At 54.9% G+C, this 15358-nt stretch carries 15 protein-coding genes and 1 tRNA gene; 10 read left to right on the top strand and 6 right to left on the bottom strand.

The genetic code is table 11. The features are described 5' to 3' along the window. Positions 1–102: 102 nt before the first annotated feature. Positions 103–1173 (bottom strand): cysteine synthase A, encoded by a 1071-nt coding sequence (gene cysK / locus ACRBB0_RS19240; protein ID WP_431376085.1) that lies wholly within the window; start codon positions 1171–1173, stop codon positions 103–105. Between the two features lie 163 nt (positions 1174–1336). On the opposite strand from cysK, the gene ACRBB0_RS19235 reads away from it, so the two are divergent. Then, positions 1337–2050 carry a cytochrome c biogenesis CcdA family protein gene (locus tag ACRBB0_RS19235; RefSeq protein ID WP_431376084.1) on the top strand — a complete coding sequence of 238 codons (714 nt, stop codon included), beginning with the start codon at positions 1337–1339 and terminating at the stop codon, positions 2048–2050. A 12-nt stretch (positions 2051–2062) separates the two neighbouring features. Next, complete coding sequence (locus tag ACRBB0_RS19230; protein ID WP_431376083.1) at positions 2063–2458, top strand: thioredoxin family protein; 396 nt, start codon at positions 2063–2065, stop codon at positions 2456–2458. Here ACRBB0_RS19230 and ACRBB0_RS19225 read toward each other — a convergent pair. From ACRBB0_RS19225 to ACRBB0_RS19215, 3 genes are read right to left on the bottom strand one after another with little or no spacing between them, the layout of a single operon-like run. Next, positions 2455–3099, bottom strand: coding sequence for a GntR family transcriptional regulator (locus ACRBB0_RS19225; RefSeq protein WP_431376082.1), 645 nt, complete (start codon positions 3097–3099; stop codon positions 2455–2457). The genes ACRBB0_RS19230 and ACRBB0_RS19225 overlap by 4 nt on opposite strands. A 48-nt stretch (positions 3100–3147) precedes the next feature. Continuing rightward, complete coding sequence (locus ACRBB0_RS19220) at positions 3148–3678, bottom strand: hypothetical protein (protein ID WP_431376081.1); 531 nt, start codon at positions 3676–3678, stop codon at positions 3148–3150. A gap of 9 nt (positions 3679–3687) precedes the next feature. Then, positions 3688–4377, bottom strand: coding sequence for a M48 family metallopeptidase (locus ACRBB0_RS19215; RefSeq protein ID WP_431376151.1), 690 nt, complete (start codon positions 4375–4377; stop codon positions 3688–3690). Positions 4378–4494: 117 nt separating this feature from the next. Here ACRBB0_RS19215 and ACRBB0_RS19210 point away from each other — a divergent pair, with 117 nt between their 5' ends. The 3 genes from ACRBB0_RS19210 to ACRBB0_RS19200 all read left to right on the top strand — a co-directional run bounded on the left by ACRBB0_RS19210 (position 4495) and on the right by ACRBB0_RS19200 (position 6031). Next, the gene (locus ACRBB0_RS19210; RefSeq protein ID WP_431376080.1) at positions 4495–4818 is read left to right on the top strand and encodes a TIGR02300 family protein; all 324 of its coding nucleotides are present in this window, start codon (positions 4495–4497) and stop codon (positions 4816–4818) included. A 93-nt stretch (positions 4819–4911) separates the two neighbouring features. Beyond that, positions 4912–4987 (top strand) — tRNA-Ala (locus ACRBB0_RS19205). 546 nt (positions 4988–5533) lie between these two features. Beyond that, entirely contained in the window at positions 5534–6031 is a 498-nt protein-coding gene (locus ACRBB0_RS19200) for a hypothetical protein (protein ID WP_431376079.1), read from the top strand. 231 nt (positions 6032–6262) lie between these two features. Here ACRBB0_RS19200 and ACRBB0_RS19195 read toward each other — a convergent pair whose 3' ends face one another. Then, a complete protein-coding gene (locus ACRBB0_RS19195; RefSeq protein ID WP_431376078.1) occupies positions 6263–6622 on the bottom strand; it encodes a hypothetical protein in 360 nt (119 codons plus the stop codon). A gap of 591 nt (positions 6623–7213) precedes the next feature. Beyond that, the gene (locus ACRBB0_RS19190; RefSeq protein ID WP_431376077.1) at positions 7214–9193 is read right to left on the bottom strand and encodes a Hint domain-containing protein; all 1980 of its coding nucleotides are present in this window, start codon (positions 9191–9193) and stop codon (positions 7214–7216) included. Between the two features lie 1299 nt (positions 9194–10492). Between ACRBB0_RS19190 and ACRBB0_RS19185 the strand changes: the two genes are divergently transcribed. The 5 genes from ACRBB0_RS19185 (at position 10493) to ACRBB0_RS19165 (ending at position 15212) form a co-directional block, all read left to right on the top strand. Further along, positions 10493–11563, top strand: coding sequence for a helix-turn-helix domain-containing protein (locus tag ACRBB0_RS19185; RefSeq protein WP_431376076.1), 1071 nt, complete (start codon positions 10493–10495; stop codon positions 11561–11563). A gap of 83 nt (positions 11564–11646) precedes the next feature. Further along, positions 11647–12186 carry a hypothetical protein gene (locus ACRBB0_RS19180; protein WP_431376075.1) on the top strand — a complete coding sequence of 180 codons (540 nt, stop codon included), beginning with the start codon at positions 11647–11649 and terminating at the stop codon, positions 12184–12186. A gap of 104 nt (positions 12187–12290) precedes the next feature. Next, positions 12291–12689, top strand: a complete 399-nt coding sequence (locus tag ACRBB0_RS19175) for a DUF4260 domain-containing protein (RefSeq protein WP_431376074.1) — start codon at positions 12291–12293, stop codon at positions 12687–12689. Between the two features lie 134 nt (positions 12690–12823). After that, a complete protein-coding gene (locus ACRBB0_RS19170) occupies positions 12824–13903 on the top strand; it encodes a S41 family peptidase (RefSeq protein ID WP_431376073.1) in 1080 nt (359 codons plus the stop codon). 292 nt (positions 13904–14195) lie between these two features. Next, the gene (locus ACRBB0_RS19165; RefSeq protein ID WP_431376150.1) at positions 14196–15212 is read left to right on the top strand and encodes a serine hydrolase domain-containing protein; all 1017 of its coding nucleotides are present in this window, start codon (positions 14196–14198) and stop codon (positions 15210–15212) included. Positions 15213–15358 lie beyond the last annotated feature (146 nt).

The following is a 15358-nucleotide window of genomic DNA, read 5'->3' as shown; positions in this document are numbered from 1 at the left end:
CCCAGTCGAACCGGTCCTTTGCGCCGGCAGAAATGACCAAACGCATCTTGCGGATGGCCGACAATAGGGGGCCCTAGCGACCCCCTATTGGGCCCGTCTTGATCAGCCCATTTGCGCCGCAGGTGTGGATTGCGAGATGGCGATTTCGTCTTCGGACATATCCGCGTCGACGCCATCAAACAGCGGCGTGGACAGGTACCGCTCGCCGGTGTCGGGCAGCATAACGAGGATGTTGGCCCCGGCGGGGGCGTCTTTGGCGATTTCCATGGCGGCGGCGAAACTGGCCCCTGCGGAAATGCCGGTAAAGATGCCCTCTTCGGCGGCAAGACGTTTGGACCAAGCAATCCCTTCCGCCCCCGGTGTTTTCACCAACGTGTCATAGCCCTCATTGTCCAAGGCTTCTTGCAAAACGAAGGGAATGAAATCCGGGGTCCAGCCTTGGATCGGGTGCGGTTCAAAGCTCGGGTGACTTTCCGAAGGTTGATTGGCCTCATTGCGGGTGTTCACATAGCCCGATGCAATCAGCGCGGCATTCGCCGGTTCGGCCAGCACGATCTTGGTGTCCGGGCTTTCCTTGCGCAGCACACGCGACACGCCGGACACCGTGCCACCGGTGCCAAAGCCAGTGACAAAATAATCAAGCTTTTCGCCTTTGAAATCCGCCAAAATCTCGCGCGCGGTGGTGTTTTCGTGAATATCGGCATTGTCGGCGGTCTCAAACTGCGAGGCAAGGAACCAGCCGTTCTTTTCGGCCAACTCGATGGCCTTGTTGACCATGCCAAACCCTTTGAGCGCTTTGGGGGTCACCACAACCTTGGCCCCGTAGAACCGCATCAATTGACGACGCTCGACCGAGAACGCCTCGGACATTGTGATCACAAGCGGATACCCTTTGGCGGCACAGACCATGGCTAGGCCAATCCCGGTGTTGCCCGAGGTCGCTTCAACCACGGTTTGACCGGGCTTGAGCCGTCCATCCCGTTCGGCGGCTTCGATGATATTCAGGGCAAGCCGATCCTTGACCGATCCGGCGGGGTTAAAGGCCTCGAATTTGACGAAGACATTGACGTGATCCGGCGCGATACGGTTGATTTTGATCGTCGGCGTGTCGCCAACCGTGTCGAGAATGCTGTCATAACGCGTGCCGCGCCCGGATGTGGTTCGAATGCTCATGGCATGGGTCCGATCAATGAAAAAACTGCAGTTGCGGCCTAGCATAGGCCATTGCCGGATCAATGCACCACCCGGCAAAAGTGCAACAAAGCCCACGGCGATGTGACCGGCTGTGCGCAACCGTTGACGTGACACAGCTGCCTGCGTCGGCGATACATGCGGCATGGAATATGTATTTGCTTATGGCGCGGGTCTTTTGACCCTCATCAACCCCTGCGTGGTGCCGGTCTTGCCGATTGTGATCGCCGGAGCGCTGCAATCTGGACGTATGGGGCCGGTGGCAATGGCGGCGGGTTTGTCGCTAAGCTTTGTGACGCTGGGCGTTGGGGTGACCGCCTTTGGGCATTTACTCGGTATTGATATTCAAACCATTTCGGATGCCGGGTCTGTGTTGATGATCTTGTTCGGGTTGGCCTTGCTGGTGCCACGCGCGGGCGAGGTTTTGGCAGGGGCAACCGCGGGCATGTCCGCCCGCGCCGATGCGCAGATGGATGACGTTGATCGCAATTCCTTGCGCGGTCAGTTCCTAGGCGGCCTGCTGCTTGGCGCGGTCTGGAGCCCCTGCATTGGCCCCACGCTGGGCGGAGCCATTTCATTGGCCTCGCAAGGCGAAGGGTTGCTGCGGGCGACATTCATCATGACGGCCTTCGCGCTTGGGGTCTCAACGCTGATCCTTGGGCTGGCCTATGGCACGCGCGGTGCGATTGGCCGCTATAATGCCCAGTTGCGCGGCTTGGCTGTTGCGGCGCGGCCCATTCTGGGCGTGGTTTTCATACTGGTTGGCACCGCGCTCTTGCTGAAATGGCACCACTACATCGAAGCTTGGCTGATTGGCGTTTTGCCGACTTGGCTGGTTGATCTTTCCGTGTCCCTCTAAATGGAGTTACCTATGGACCGTCGTTTGTTTCTTACTGGCCTTGCGGCCACTCTGCCCTTTGCGGCGTCGGCTGGAACGGACTACACCCCCGGCTTGGTGAAAAAGCACCTTGCCAAGGGTGAGGTTGTGTTTCTGGATTTCAAAGCCAGCTGGTGTTCGACCTGCGCGGCGCAAGAACGCGTGATCAAGGCGCTCAAAGACGAAAACCCGGATTACGCCGCCAAGATCACCTTTATCGACGTGGATTGGGACCAATATGGCCGCTCTGATCTGGTCAAAAGCCTGAAAATCCCGCGCCGCTCAACCTTGGTGGCGTTGAAAGGCGACACGGAATTGGGGCGGATCGTGGCGCAGACCTCAACCAAATCCATCAAGGCCTTGATGGATGCAGCCTTGGCGGCCAGCTAAGTTGCCAGCATCCGCAGGCCTTGGGTGACGTCCGAGCGCACGGCAAGGCGCAGGCCGGGTTCATCCCCGGCCTTGAGCGCGGCAAGGATCAGACGGTGGTATTGCGGGGCTTCGGTGCGCCGCAAGCGGCCATAGAGCGCCCGCATCGTCGGGCCAAGCTGGAGCCAAACAGTTTCGCACATGGCGAGCATCGCCGGTGCCTGAGCGCGAAGATACAGCGTGCGGTGGAACTCTAGGTTCGTTCGGATATAGCCAACGGCATCGCGGTTTGAGACCACATCGGCGATGCCGCTGTTGATGTTTTGCATCCGTTCGATCAGCTGCATATGGGCGCGGGGCAAGGCCCGCGAGGCCAGCTCAACTTCGATCAGGGCGCGCAGGGCGGCAAGCTCTTCGATACGTTCATTTGACAGCTCGGGCGTTGAGAGCCGACCAGACGTCGACATTTGCAAGGCCCCTTCGGCCACCAAACGCTGCGCCGCTTCGCGCGCTGGGGTCATCGAGACCTCGAACTCCTTGCCCAAACCCCGCAGGGTCAACGCTTGGCCCGGCGCGATCTGGCCGTGCATGATCCGGGTGCGCAAACCGCGATAAACACGGTCATGGGCAGAGGCGGTTTCGATAGGTTTGGGGTTTTGCATATGTGTATGTGATCACAAATGCACCAAAGGTCAATAATCAGTCGAAGTTTAGCGGCTATTGGCCTCAAAAGAGGTGACCATATCATTGATGCCGAGCATAAACTCAGCCCTCTCATCACTGTTGAGCGTGTCAAGCCGCAGATGCAGCGCGCCCCAACAGCTTGGCACAAAATACCGATAGGGGGTTTGCGGCACGTCGGGCTGATCAACAATGCCCAAAACGACCTCGGCCCCAGCTGCATAGCCTAGAATATCGGTGAATTCCTGGAGCGAGGCCTGATCTGTTCTAAGCCTCTGTAACCGTCTGGGATGGTGGCAGGTTTTGACCGAAAACGCCGTTGGAAAGGCCCCGAATTTCGCTTGGCCATCGGCATAGGTGGTGATGAAACAGGCCTTGGTCTTCTCCGGTTCGAGAAACTGCACATCAGTGACAGTGGCAAGGCCGATTGACATCACACCCTGCGGAAGCGTCTCCACGGAATCGTAAACAACACCGCGTTCCGGCACACAGGCCAAGGCCGAGCTGGCCAACACCGAATTGGTGACCATTACAGCCGCGATCAAAATAGCCGTTTTCATCTGATCACCTCACTCAAACTTGAACCGATGCAGCGCCGACCCGTTGTCGCGCAGCCAATTGCGAGCCGGTTTCCAATCCCCGTATATACGTTCGACCTGCGCCCAAAAAGCCGGGGAATGATTCATTTCGGCCAGATGCGCGACTTCATGCGCAGCGACGTAATCCAAGATCTCGCGCTCGGCCAAGATCAGCCGCCATGAAAACATCAATCCACCATCATGGGTGCAAGACCCCCAGCGCGAGCGCGTGTCGCGCAGGGTCAGACGATCATAGGGGCGTCCCAGCCGCAGTGCATATTCATCACAGGCCTCGGCCAAACGATCACGCGCCAATGTGCGCAACCACCCTTTGACGCGCGCCGCAACCCGGTCGTCGGCTCCTGGCACCAACAACACACCGTCCCCACGCCGGACCGAGCGCCCCTGCCCCGGCTCAATACGCAGGATTTCGCCCTCGACCGGGATTTGCGCCCCAAGACCAACGACAACATCCGCCTGTCGCCCGGCCAAATGCCCGCGCAACCACGATTCCTTTTCGCGCAAAAACGCAACGCCCTGCGATTCGGGCAGGTTTTTCGGTAAAGTCAGGGTCACACGCCCATCCAACTGCGACATACGCAGCGACAAACGCCGCGCCCGCGCGGAACGGCGCAAAACAACATCAATCGGAGGGTTGCCCGGCAGGCGAATCTGGCTCATATGCCCCTTACTATCCATTGCCTCGGTCATTCGCCTGTCAAAGCCTTTGACACGGGCGTATTGTTATGGCAGTTGGCCCAGATTGTCGAACAGACCACGAGTTGAAGGGGACTACCCATGCCCAAGGAAGAATGGGGCGTCAAGCGCGTTTGCCCGACCACCGGAAAGCGTTTTTACGACCTAAATCGGAACCCAGTTGTTAGCCCCTATACCGGCGAGGTTGTGAACCTCGACACCGGTAAGAAGTCGCTGATGGCCGCGGATGCCGCAGATCAGGCCAATGCCAAGGCCACAGAAGCAGACGAAGAAAACGTCGATCTGCTGGATGATGACGACGTTGATGTAGATATCGACGACGATACAGTCCTGGAAGACGAAGACGATGATACGGTTCCGTTGGAAGAAATCGCCGACGTTGCCGGTGAAGATGACGATTCTTAAAAAAACTTTTGCGTGGCGGGATTTTTTCGCTTGATCCCGCCCGCAGCATTGCTTAGTCAGCGCCTCACGGCAACGACGACGCTGTAAAATGATGGGGCCTTAGCTCAGCTGGGAGAGCGCCTGCATGGCATGCAGGAGGTCAGCGGTTCGATCCCGCTAGGCTCCACCATCATCCCCTTTTCCATATTGATATGACTTGGCCTGATGGCCAACACCAAGCCCTGTTTCGACGATATCGTTTGAACGGTGTCGGCGGCTCAGGATGTGACAACGAGACCTGAGAATACCTTGGCGGGTATCTTGGCCATAACGCCAAGCCCCCAAAACTCAGCGATGCGCAAAGGCGAGTTTTGCACAGCTGGGCGACCGGCCCAAAACTGCCGCTGGTCCACCAGCTTCCGCGATGCCCCCCAAGCCTGCCATTGGATCTTTGATCTAGCATTATTGACTTTCCGATGACGGCTGTGCAGCCAAAGCGCCAGTGCGCGACATCTGATTGACCGGTTGGATCATCAAGATTTTCTCAATTTGGCGAGCTATCCCTCCCCCCGGCAGGCCGGCTGCATAATCGGTGCTCTTTCGGCGCTCGATCCTGTGAAAGCCGTCGCAGATATATCAAATTCGTCCTGTCAAACCGACGCCTCACTCAGAGTGAATGCCACGGTATTGATTTGCGAGGCCAATACCGACTACGATCATTGATCTCGACTTACCTATGAATGCAGAAACGACATCAGGGCTGCTGGATATGTCTCAAACTAGCGACGAAACGCCTAAGGCTATGAAGGCGCGTCATTGGATTGCAATCGGAGCGGTCGTGACCCTGGGGCTTCTAGGATTTAGCTTCGGGTCGAAATGGTGGCTAACGCGGTTTCCTGATGGCGAGGATTGCCCTGAAATACTGGCAATAAATGCCCCGCCTGAGGGCCTAGACTTCACACCACGTTTTACAGAAGAAAAGCAAATTATGCCGTTTGAGGTGCGAACCGCGGCTGGGCAAACAATGCCCAATTGCACAATGACACAGTCAGCCTTTCGATGTTCAATAAATGGACCGGTGATGATACGCACAAAAATTTGGAACAAAGATCTGCGCTTTTTCCCGATTGAGGCCGGTGAGAACGCGATAATTCTAGGAACCGAGAAATTTGTTCTGTGCACGATTACGCATCGGAACGGGGTGGAACTTGAGTGGACGCCGGGCGGACGTTGAGCGATGATTGCAGGGCCAATAATACCGGCCCAAACCCGCCGCTGCCGATACAGTCAAGCGATGCGGCCCAACTTCACCAGAACGGAAATCGCTACATGGGCATGATCTGAGTGATCTTGAAATCAGGGTCGGCGGGACTTTTCTACCGTTTGGATCGAGAGCTTCAACGACCGCTTTAGAGCGGTCGAGCCCTAGTCTAACGAGGCTGGCAAGGATTGGGTTGAAGCGGTCTCAGGCCTTTTGATGGCGCAAATACCGCCGCCTTCCGAAAAAACTAACGCCAAGCACAGCAAAGATACCTCCAATGCCCATGAACATGCTCCCCATGAACTGGAACTGGTTCAAGAGCACATCACTACGGATAACGCCGGAGGCCTGATCGTAGTAAGCTGAAACTGTTTCGTTCGCTTCGTGAGGTTTTGGAGCGACCCAAGTATTCCCGACATATTGGACGCTATTTCCACTCGGCGTTTTGGCTTCAAAGGTTGGCCTGAAGACTGTCCCGTTGTCTCCCTGACGCTCTTCGACGCTAATCACTAGCGCTTCAACTTCGACAGCATTTTTAGAAAAGCTGGTGGCCGAATGGCTCATCCACAATCCAATGCAGAAAAATAAAGGACCGGCTATCACCGCTAAGTAGGGGAGTGTCTGAATGCTGCGTACGAGAAAACCGGAAAAGCTTGTCGGCCTTGAAAACATGTTTTAGCAACCCTTGAATTAGCCTTAAGCGTTCAATTTTTTACGCTATCAGCGCAAATCCAGAAACGTCTATTGCTTCCAGTGCTAGAAACCAATGGCAAACTTCTGATCCATTTTGACACCTTGGCTGTCGGCAAAAGCAGTCATTCATCCAACGCGCAGCATCTATCACTTTGGGCTCCAAGCCGACATCTGACAAGTTTGGTGGGGCAAACTTTGATTTCTCGTGTCCGATGGCCGCTAAGCGGGACTTTGTTGTCGTTCGCTCGGTGTCTGTTAAGGACCGCAGCCGGCCCTTCCAAGTCATTCCTGCTAAACCCCGCATTTGACCTGCTTCGGCAAAGGGCGAAAACCGAATTTTCGCTGCAACGTTTTCTAAGGTCTGCTTTGCGCGGGTAACGTATTATGGGCGCGGCAAGGTGAGTGTCTGTTAATAAAGAGCGGGCAGCGTCCAATTGGGCGATTACGAACGTTCTCTTTGGATTAGACAACGGGTTGTAACGCTCTCAGATGGTCAGGCAGGCTCCTGCGGCGTGAATACCTGCGGGCCGGCAAGCCATAGGTTTCTGCGGTTGGTCTTTGTGTCAATCTAGGAAAAAGAGCAGCCAGCTCTCTTTGCGCTGCGGTTCTCATGCCTCGGATGACCATTTTCCCCGGATAGAGGCTTTCGCTCAGCATTCCATTTGAAAATACCACCTCATGCCGGTCAAACAGCATGTGTATATAGGTCACTCTCTTGCGCCTTTTCATTACATTTGCGGCACCTCCGGGCATAATCGCGAGATGACGCGCGCGGTACAAAATCTCAGTGCCGCCGCCATCGGGATCACGCAGCAGAACCCCGTGTTGGGGGGACACAATCAAATCGCGATCCAAGCCGAAATGCCGCGCTCTTAGACGGATCGGGCGCAGTTTCGGATCCGCAGCAAGCTCTGCTTGGCCCAATTCCTTGCGGCCGATCCAGAGAAGGGGTTTTGCCCCATTGTCGCGCGTCTGCACCAGATCACCAGGACGCAGGCATTCGATTGACACCTCGCCGCCTGGGACCCGGATCATCGTGCCAAGAGCGAAACAAACAACGCCGGTGTTTTCAGAGGTATAAAAGCTATTGTCCGCGCTGGCACCCGTGAAGGTCAGACTGTCACCGGTCAAAAACCGAGTGTTGTCAGAATAATCTACCCCACCTACGCCATCGTTGGATTGGTTAAGAATACCATCGTCGGCTTGGTCCGCAAAGATTTCCGAAGTATTGTCGTAAAAGGACGACAGATCGATAAAATCGTTGTTTGTGGCGTCACCATCGCTTAGCGAACCTGTGTTTCCTGTATTGAAATCACTGATGACATCCGCGCCGTCACCTGCCGTGTAGGTGATGGTATCGTTGCCCGAGCCGCCGGAAATGGTATCATCGCCCGAACCGCCGGAAATGAAATCGTTGCCGGAGCCACCATAGATGATATCGTTACCGTCGCCCCCGATGAGCGTATCCATGGCGCCGTCATCACTTTGCACACCCAAATTACCGCCAAACGCATTGAGTGCGTTATATCCAACCAGCGTATCATCGCCGTCATCGCCAACGATATAATCCGCGCCGCCCTCGCCTTCGAGAATGTCGTTGCCGCTGCCGCCGACAACAACGTCATCCCCGTCATTGCCGGACATCTTGTCGTCGCCGATGCCCCCCTCAAGAGAGTCATTACCGTCTCCGCCAACAAGGCTGTCCTGGCCGTCCCCGCCAACGATGGTGTCGTTTCCGCCCCCGCCATCAACGAAGTCATTGCCAAGGTCAGCGGCAATACTGTCAGCGCCACCATTGCCGTGGATGGTGTCATCCCCCGTGGTGATGATGTCGCCGCCGCCATCCGTGGCACCGTCGCTGTCGTCGTAGTTGAGCTGCATCGTTTCGCCGGTCTCTTCACCGTCGACCACGCCATCCGGCGCTGGCGGCAAAGCGGAGGCTGCCCAGTTCGTCGCAGGCGGTTCGACACCACCAATCACTCCTCGTTGAAGCGAGGGCGTCATGCTTACGATCTGATCCGTACCGATTTGGGTGGGGTAATGAAAAGTACCAGCGGCGTCCCAATAAGGGATCAGAAAATTTTGACCATCCGCCCCTTCAAACATGACCATGTCGATGTACGTATGGGTGGCCTGCGTGCCGAATTCATCAACAGAAGTGATCGTATAAGTAATGATCGCCGTTTCAGTCAGGAACTGCGGGCCAGTGGTGCCGCCAGGCACATCGTAACTGAGCGTGCTGTCGTAGAATCCATCCGCGCGAATGTCCCCGCCGGAATCCGTGGTCGTGTACTCAATATCAACAAGGCTGAGATCGCTCAGAGGGTCAGTTTGCCCCTCCCCCCAGCCCTGCCCAGAAGCAACATAATCGTTGCGATCTCCGTTTGAGGACAAATCACCGGGGAAGAAGGCACCAAGTGATATGGCTTGAAAGGTGGCCATGGCTATTCTCCGTCTGCTGATTTGCGCATGGCAAGCGGTAAGATCGCTCTGCGCCAGTCCTGAAAGCTTAATTTGCGGGAAGGTAGTCGCTTGGCGCGGGCTGCCCCACTGCAGCAGCCTAGACTGAAACATGAATGGATTAGCAATTAGGAAACAAAGACACGGATACGCAGCATTTTAACATTATTTCAAAAGCTCAATCCCGTTGCGCCCCATGGGATTGGTTCACCCGTTATCGTTGCGTAGAAGAAATAACTAATTTGCTTAAGATTTTATTAGAAAAAGACTTTCTCAGTGGTGCGCATAAAGCATCCCTTCTGATTTGCTACCTTTGGCCACGGCAGAACCGCCCCCCCAAAAAAAATGCCCAGATGCGGGATATCCATTGACCACAAACGTAAGCTTGTAAATCTGCTCAACCTGCAAAATTGCCGTGTCGAATGTGGCCATACAGCGGACCTATAAGGACAAATCTGTGAACGGCAGGTCAGGGCCGATCGATCGATAGGTTGCGTCCGGCTGCTTCGACTTTGCAAACTCCATTATTTGCGCTTCGCGACCTTGAATCGGAGCGCAGCATCGTCAAAACCAGTGGGCCCACCCTGAATGTCCGCTCTCGGAAAATCAGTAGAGACCTTTTGCGCCTGGAGAAGATTGCTCGCCGAACCTCGAACTAATGTCCAATTTGGCCGGTGGTTTGAACGGGGCGGCGACACACATGCGTTGGCACCTGTGGCAATGCCGGTCCTTGTCGTCCAACACTGGTCACTTCAGGCTGACTGCGGTCATCTCGGGCCGAAGCGACACGGCCCTGGGCGAACCTGGATCGTGCATGGGTCCGCAAAGCACAGATAGCGGAGTTTGCACAGTTGGCTCCTCACCCAGGCAACCCAACAACACCACGCCGCGTTAAAACCGGTCATTCACCCCGGTTCCATGAAGTTAAACCTAACTTAGCTTTCGCTATTCCGAGCCAGAACTATCGAGACTTGGGCAAGGCTGTCCTTCGTGGCCCTTTGGATAGGTTTCCTACCAAGCTCGGGAGTTTTGACTTCATTGGAGGGTGAGCCACTTGTAGCATTTACGAAACACAATGAATGCCTGGATGCGGCCGTTTGACCTGAATATAGTTCTAAAACGCGATCTCGTACTGGCGAATACTAGCAAGCTCCAATGCGTGTAGAGTAGAATGTAATGGCATTTATATTGCGCGCGACAAACAGCACAGACGCACGACGCTTGCCTCGAAAAGGCGCATACTATCGGTTGCACATAAAGGGCTGAGTGAGGACTGCTAATTTGACCACTGTTCCAACATCTTGGCTTTTATCGATTCTCGCGGTGTTCATCGCAACGGCGGTCGTGAGCAAACCGCATCTACCTTCAGCGGCACGCATTTTTTTTGGTCTTGGGCTCGGACTTATTGCTGTAGTCGCAGGTTTTGTGGGCCTGAGATCGGAGTATGGCGTTGGCGTACTCGGCAAGTTACAGCCCCACCTAGCAATTTTGATGGCCCCAATGCTCTGGCTTGGTTTCCAATCTCTTGCGTCATCTACAGGGGCCCCGACACGTAAAAAACTTATGCTTGCTGCCGTTAGTTTAATGGTCGCGGAACTCGCACTTTTCGTGCCAACAGCTTGGTCTGCGGATGTGGTCGTGATCGCGATAAATACTGTTTATGTCGTTTTGCTTGCAGCAATGCTGCGCAAGCCACAGGATGCATTTGTTCAAGTCGCTCCACACAGATTTCGCACAACTCGGATTGCATTGCTCTCTGCACTTCTTTTTATGGCGCTGATTGTTGCCGCAGATATTACAATCCTTCTTGCCATGCTATCCGCGGGAAACGCAGGGGTAATTCACGTTCTGACAGGTGCCTCAGGGGTCGTGGCTGCTGTTGTAATGCTCTGCGCGCTCATTGGCGTACCCTTATTTCTAGGAGCACAGCCGCATGGCGTTTCAGGAGTGTCTGCTGCACAGGTGCCGGTGGAAGAGGACCATGACCTGCTGTGTAGGCTCGACCAGATGATGGTTGACCATCAAATATTCACTGACCCAGACCTAACGCTTGCGCGTCTTGGTCGGCGGCTTCACTGCCCGGCACGGAGCGTTTCGAAAGCGATAAATCTCGTCCACAAGGAGAATGTTTCGCGCTACATTAACGGCTTTCGCGTGCGCCATGTAGCCATGCTATTGAAAACGACGGATCGGCCTGTAACCGACATCATGTTGGAATCCGGTTTCCAAAGTAAGTCGAGTTTCAACGCAGAGTTTCGTCGCCTGACCGGCCAAACCCCATCCAGCTATAGAAAGCATGGGAACTTTGACGACATCGTCCTCAATCGCGATCTCAAACGTTCGGATTCGTAAATCAGGGCGAAGATCCTCCAGCTTTCGCCTTTCTTGATGCCAGAGCCCAGTTGCATGGGGCTACAATCAAGAAAGGAAACATTATGAAGATCAAACACACGAGACATCATCTGAACGCCGTTCGAGTGGCAATCAGTGTGATGCTCTTCACCATTACAACAATCGAAGCCGCGAAAGCTGACACGGTCATCGTCCCGGAAAAGGACATCGCTGTGATCGATATTCCCAATCCAAAAGAAGGGAACCTACTCATGCTGCGCGGACTTGTCGGCAAAGGCACAGCCTCGTTTAGGATCAACGGCACATGCCGATCGATGCCGGTCCGCTTCGTAGCAGGAGATTTTTCAGGTCAAAGTATCGACTTAGGAAAATCGAAATCAATCCAAGTTGTCGTTACTGCACCGAAAGTTATCCGCGACCTATTGGCTGGCAGGGATATTGTCAGTGACACGGTGCGTGTTACATCCGATCCCGCTGACAAGGCATCAGATTTGTATCTAGCGAAAGGTCTTTCGACCGACACCGGATTTGTCATCAACCCGGGCCGAAGTCTGTTGGCGGATATATTAGGCGCGCGCAAAACAGTCGTTGAATGCGCGAGCCTTTCTACAAAGCTTCCATAGACCGGATCATGCGTGCGCGGCTGAGCAAAGACGGAAAAGAAGCTTTCTCTTCCCAAGTTTAACGCTGCGCACTTTTTCGCGCCAAACCAAAAAAGACTGATGTAATGCAAACCGAAACTAAAAACCCGATATTTTCCACTATTTACCAATTGATCCCCTTACTGCGATTGGAAGGCTTTGCAATTGGGCTTGCAGCCATCTCTGCCTATGCCACTTTGGAACAAAGCTGGACGTTATTCGCGGTCTTGTTCCTTGCGCCTGACTTGGCGATTCTAGGTTACGCGTTCGGCTCTCGCGTTGGTACGATTTCCTATAATGCGATGCACAGTTACATCGGCCCTGCTGCGGTCGGGACGATCTGCTGGTTCGCTAATTGGTCAGAGGCTATCGCGCTGGTAGCGATCTGGATCGCCCATATCGGCTTTGACCGGGCGATCGGGTATGGCCTTAAACACCGATCGGGCTTCAAGACCACGCACCTATCACCGCCGATTCCGCAGTGATCACCGTCGCTGAACCAGTCGGTCTTGTGCTCGAGACTGCGCCTTCGAGCGTTCCTTACATGCCCTTCACTGACAATCCGTGTCTTCACTCTAGACGTTTGATGAAACCGTCAGTCGGTTCGAAAGTATCCAAGATGCCCCACCACACAGTCAAAACCATGCCGTCCCGTCGGATGATGGATCGCCGAGCCTTTATCAAGGCGCTCAGCGCGACAAGCTTGGCCATGTTCTCTGGCCCAAGTGCCGCAAACACTGACGATTACCGCCGATCCGTTTCGGTCATCAAAGACATCTTCGATAGATTCTTCTTTGATCCAGAATGGATGGCGTCACAACAAGCGCATACGTTGTTCTCTGATCTGATAGACATAGCCGAAGCTTCGCCAGAACCAGAGCAATTTCGTCGCGACTTTGAACAACTGTTCAGGCGGATCGGTCTGTCCCATGTCGTGCTATCCGTCCAACATCGCAGCGCGGCAGAGCTGGGCCGACACTTTGACTCCGTACAAGTCGGACCCGACGCCGTATCTTTGGGGGGGGACCAATCGGTGGCCCGTCTCTCTGTTCGCACGTTCATGGGCCAAGACACCGGCCCGCGCATCACGGCCGCATTCGAAGAAATCATATCAAACGACGCGAAGGGCCTGATCATTGATCTACGTGGTAATCCCGGCGGGGCATTTGCAATGCGCCATCTGGTGGGACACTGCATCCCTAATGGTGTCGATGCCGGTGTCCTATTGGGTCGAGGATGGCCCGGGGGTGCTGGGCTGATACCGGAACGCACACGGATCGAAGCGCTGACGCCTTGGCATGGGACATCGGTTGTCGGTCTCTGGAACCAGCTTGCAACGCATGCCGTTACAAGGGTTCATTTTTCGCCTATGCATCCGATTTTCCATGGCCCAATTGCGATTTTAATCGATGGGCAAACGCAAAGCGCTGCCGAACTCGTGGCAGAAGTATTGCGAAGCGCGCGCGGTGCCGTGTTGATCGGTGATAGCAGCGCGGGCGCTCTGCTGGTTCAAAAACCCTTTGATGTCGGGGATCAGTTTACCCTGTTCTTGCCCGTCGCCGATTATGTGAGTCACGGGAGCGGACGGATCGAAGGTGTGGGGCTGGTGCCGGACGTAATCGCGCCTAACCAAGACGCTCAATCCGTGGCTTTATCCATCCTGTCTGGAAGGAACCCTGTCCATGAAACCCGACCATAACCAGAAGCGCGGTGCCTCATGCGCAACGGTCGGCCATAACCCGATCCTTGGTAGAGGATTTTGCATTGAGAACGCATCTATCCGGCCGAAATCAAACGTGAATTTTGAAGGCAAGCTATGAGACATCGGGCACGCGCGCGGTGGGGGAAATGGGTGGTCAGCGTGATCACCCTGCTGGCTGCGCCAATGTTCGCAGTGTGGATGATGGTGGTCCCCCATCCTGATGTACCTACAGCACCGGTTGATCGCGATCACCTCGTAGTGTGGCTCGACAACATCGTTTTAGCGCAAGCTGCCACCGCGATATCGATCGCTGTCGTTCAAAAACGGCGAAGTTGCATGTGAAATGACGTCAGGAAGCGCAAATCCCTATAGGGACCAAAAGGCAACGCCCCAGACACGCTATCACATTTGGTCTGTTACCAAACTTGCGACGGCTCTGACGATCTTGACGCTGGCCGAGGATCAAAAACTGGATCTCGACCTTCCGGTTACGGAAATTTTGCCTTGGCTGGACATACACGAAGACGCAGAAAATCGCATGACGACCCGAGACCTTTTGCGGCACACTTCGGGTCTTCGTGACACCCTTCCGGCGGTTTTTGGGTGGCTGCAGTATGACGAGGGCCTGCCAGATCAAACAGCGTTCTTGCGCCAAAAGATACCGGCCTACCACGAGCTTGATTTCCAACCGGGTCGCGACCGAAGCTACAGCAATCTCGGATACATGGTGCTTGGCGCGATTATCGAGGCGGTGAGCCGACAAGCGTATGAAGAAGTGGTCTCGGAGCGCGTACTGAAACCGGCCGGCATGACATCCAGCAGCTTTGTCTTTGGCGAACTACAACCAGAAAACGAAGCACTCGGGTCGCACCCCTTAGTGCATTTTTTCACTCCGCTCCTTCCCTATTTTGCCGATCTCAATGATCTGGTCAGGGAAAGGGATAGGCGGATTTGGTGGCTGAACCGTGTCTACATCAAAGCGACTCCACCAACTGGTTTAATTGCATCCGCACGAGACGCCGCGCTTTTGGGCGCTGCTACTATAGTAAAGGGCTCTGTTCTTCAAAATGACGATACGGTGCGATTGATGATTGCGCCGGGTCCAGAAAATTTCTCCCTAGGCTGGTTCGAACGGAATGCGGCGGCACAATGGTTGCAACATCGCGGAGGTGGCCCGGGCTTTGCTGCTGTGGTGAGGGTTTATCCCGCACAAGGCCTTTCGATTGCCGTTCTCGCAAGCGGAACAGATGCCCCGGTTATCGGGATTGCAGATATTGTTGCGCGTTATTTCAGTGGTGAATGGTGATGCCAGGGGGTGCTGCAAAACAATGGCACCTCGCATCGCACGATTGTAGCTATCGGTTCGCGCCAACACTATGTCACCTGCTCGTCTGCGCATGACAGGTAGATTCAAAATCCCCTACAGAACTCTTTCACAACGGGAGATATGAT

It is taken from the genome of Pelagimonas sp., assembly GCF_050633425.1.
Lineage (GTDB): Bacteria > Pseudomonadota > Alphaproteobacteria > Rhodobacterales > Rhodobacteraceae > Pelagimonas.
This window is presented reverse-complemented; position numbering and strand designations above follow the sequence as displayed.

Bases quoted from the DNA above. Each gene is read 5' to 3' on its own strand.
- cysK (WP_431376085.1), bottom strand. From the start codon at position 1,173: ATGAGCATTCGAACCACATCCGGGCGCGGCACGCGTTATGACAGCATT.
- ACRBB0_RS19235 (WP_431376084.1), top strand. From the start codon at position 1,337: ATGGAATATGTATTTGCTTATGGCGCGGGTCTTTTGACCCTCATCAAC.
- ACRBB0_RS19230 (WP_431376083.1), top strand. From the start codon at position 2,063: ATGGACCGTCGTTTGTTTCTTACTGGCCTTGCGGCCACTCTGCCCTTT.
- ACRBB0_RS19225 (WP_431376082.1), bottom strand. From the start codon at position 3,099: ATGCAAAACCCCAAACCTATCGAAACCGCCTCTGCCCATGACCGTGTT.
- ACRBB0_RS19220 (WP_431376081.1), bottom strand. From the start codon at position 3,678: ATGAAAACGGCTATTTTGATCGCGGCTGTAATGGTCACCAATTCGGTG.
- ACRBB0_RS19215 (WP_431376151.1), bottom strand. From the start codon at position 4,377: ATGAGCCAGATTCGCCTGCCGGGCAACCCTCCGATTGATGTTGTTTTG.
- ACRBB0_RS19210 (WP_431376080.1), top strand. From the start codon at position 4,495: ATGCCCAAGGAAGAATGGGGCGTCAAGCGCGTTTGCCCGACCACCGGA.
- ACRBB0_RS19200 (WP_431376079.1), top strand. From the start codon at position 5,534: ATGAATGCAGAAACGACATCAGGGCTGCTGGATATGTCTCAAACTAGC.
- ACRBB0_RS19195 (WP_431376078.1), bottom strand. From the start codon at position 6,622: ATGAGCCATTCGGCCACCAGCTTTTCTAAAAATGCTGTCGAAGTTGAA.
- ACRBB0_RS19190 (WP_431376077.1), bottom strand. From the start codon at position 9,193: ATGGCCACCTTTCAAGCCATATCACTTGGTGCCTTCTTCCCCGGTGAT.
- ACRBB0_RS19180 (WP_431376075.1), top strand. From the start codon at position 11,647: ATGAAGATCAAACACACGAGACATCATCTGAACGCCGTTCGAGTGGCA.
- ACRBB0_RS19175 (WP_431376074.1), top strand. From the start codon at position 12,291: ATGCAAACCGAAACTAAAAACCCGATATTTTCCACTATTTACCAATTG.
- ACRBB0_RS19170 (WP_431376073.1), top strand. From the start codon at position 12,824: ATGCCCCACCACACAGTCAAAACCATGCCGTCCCGTCGGATGATGGAT.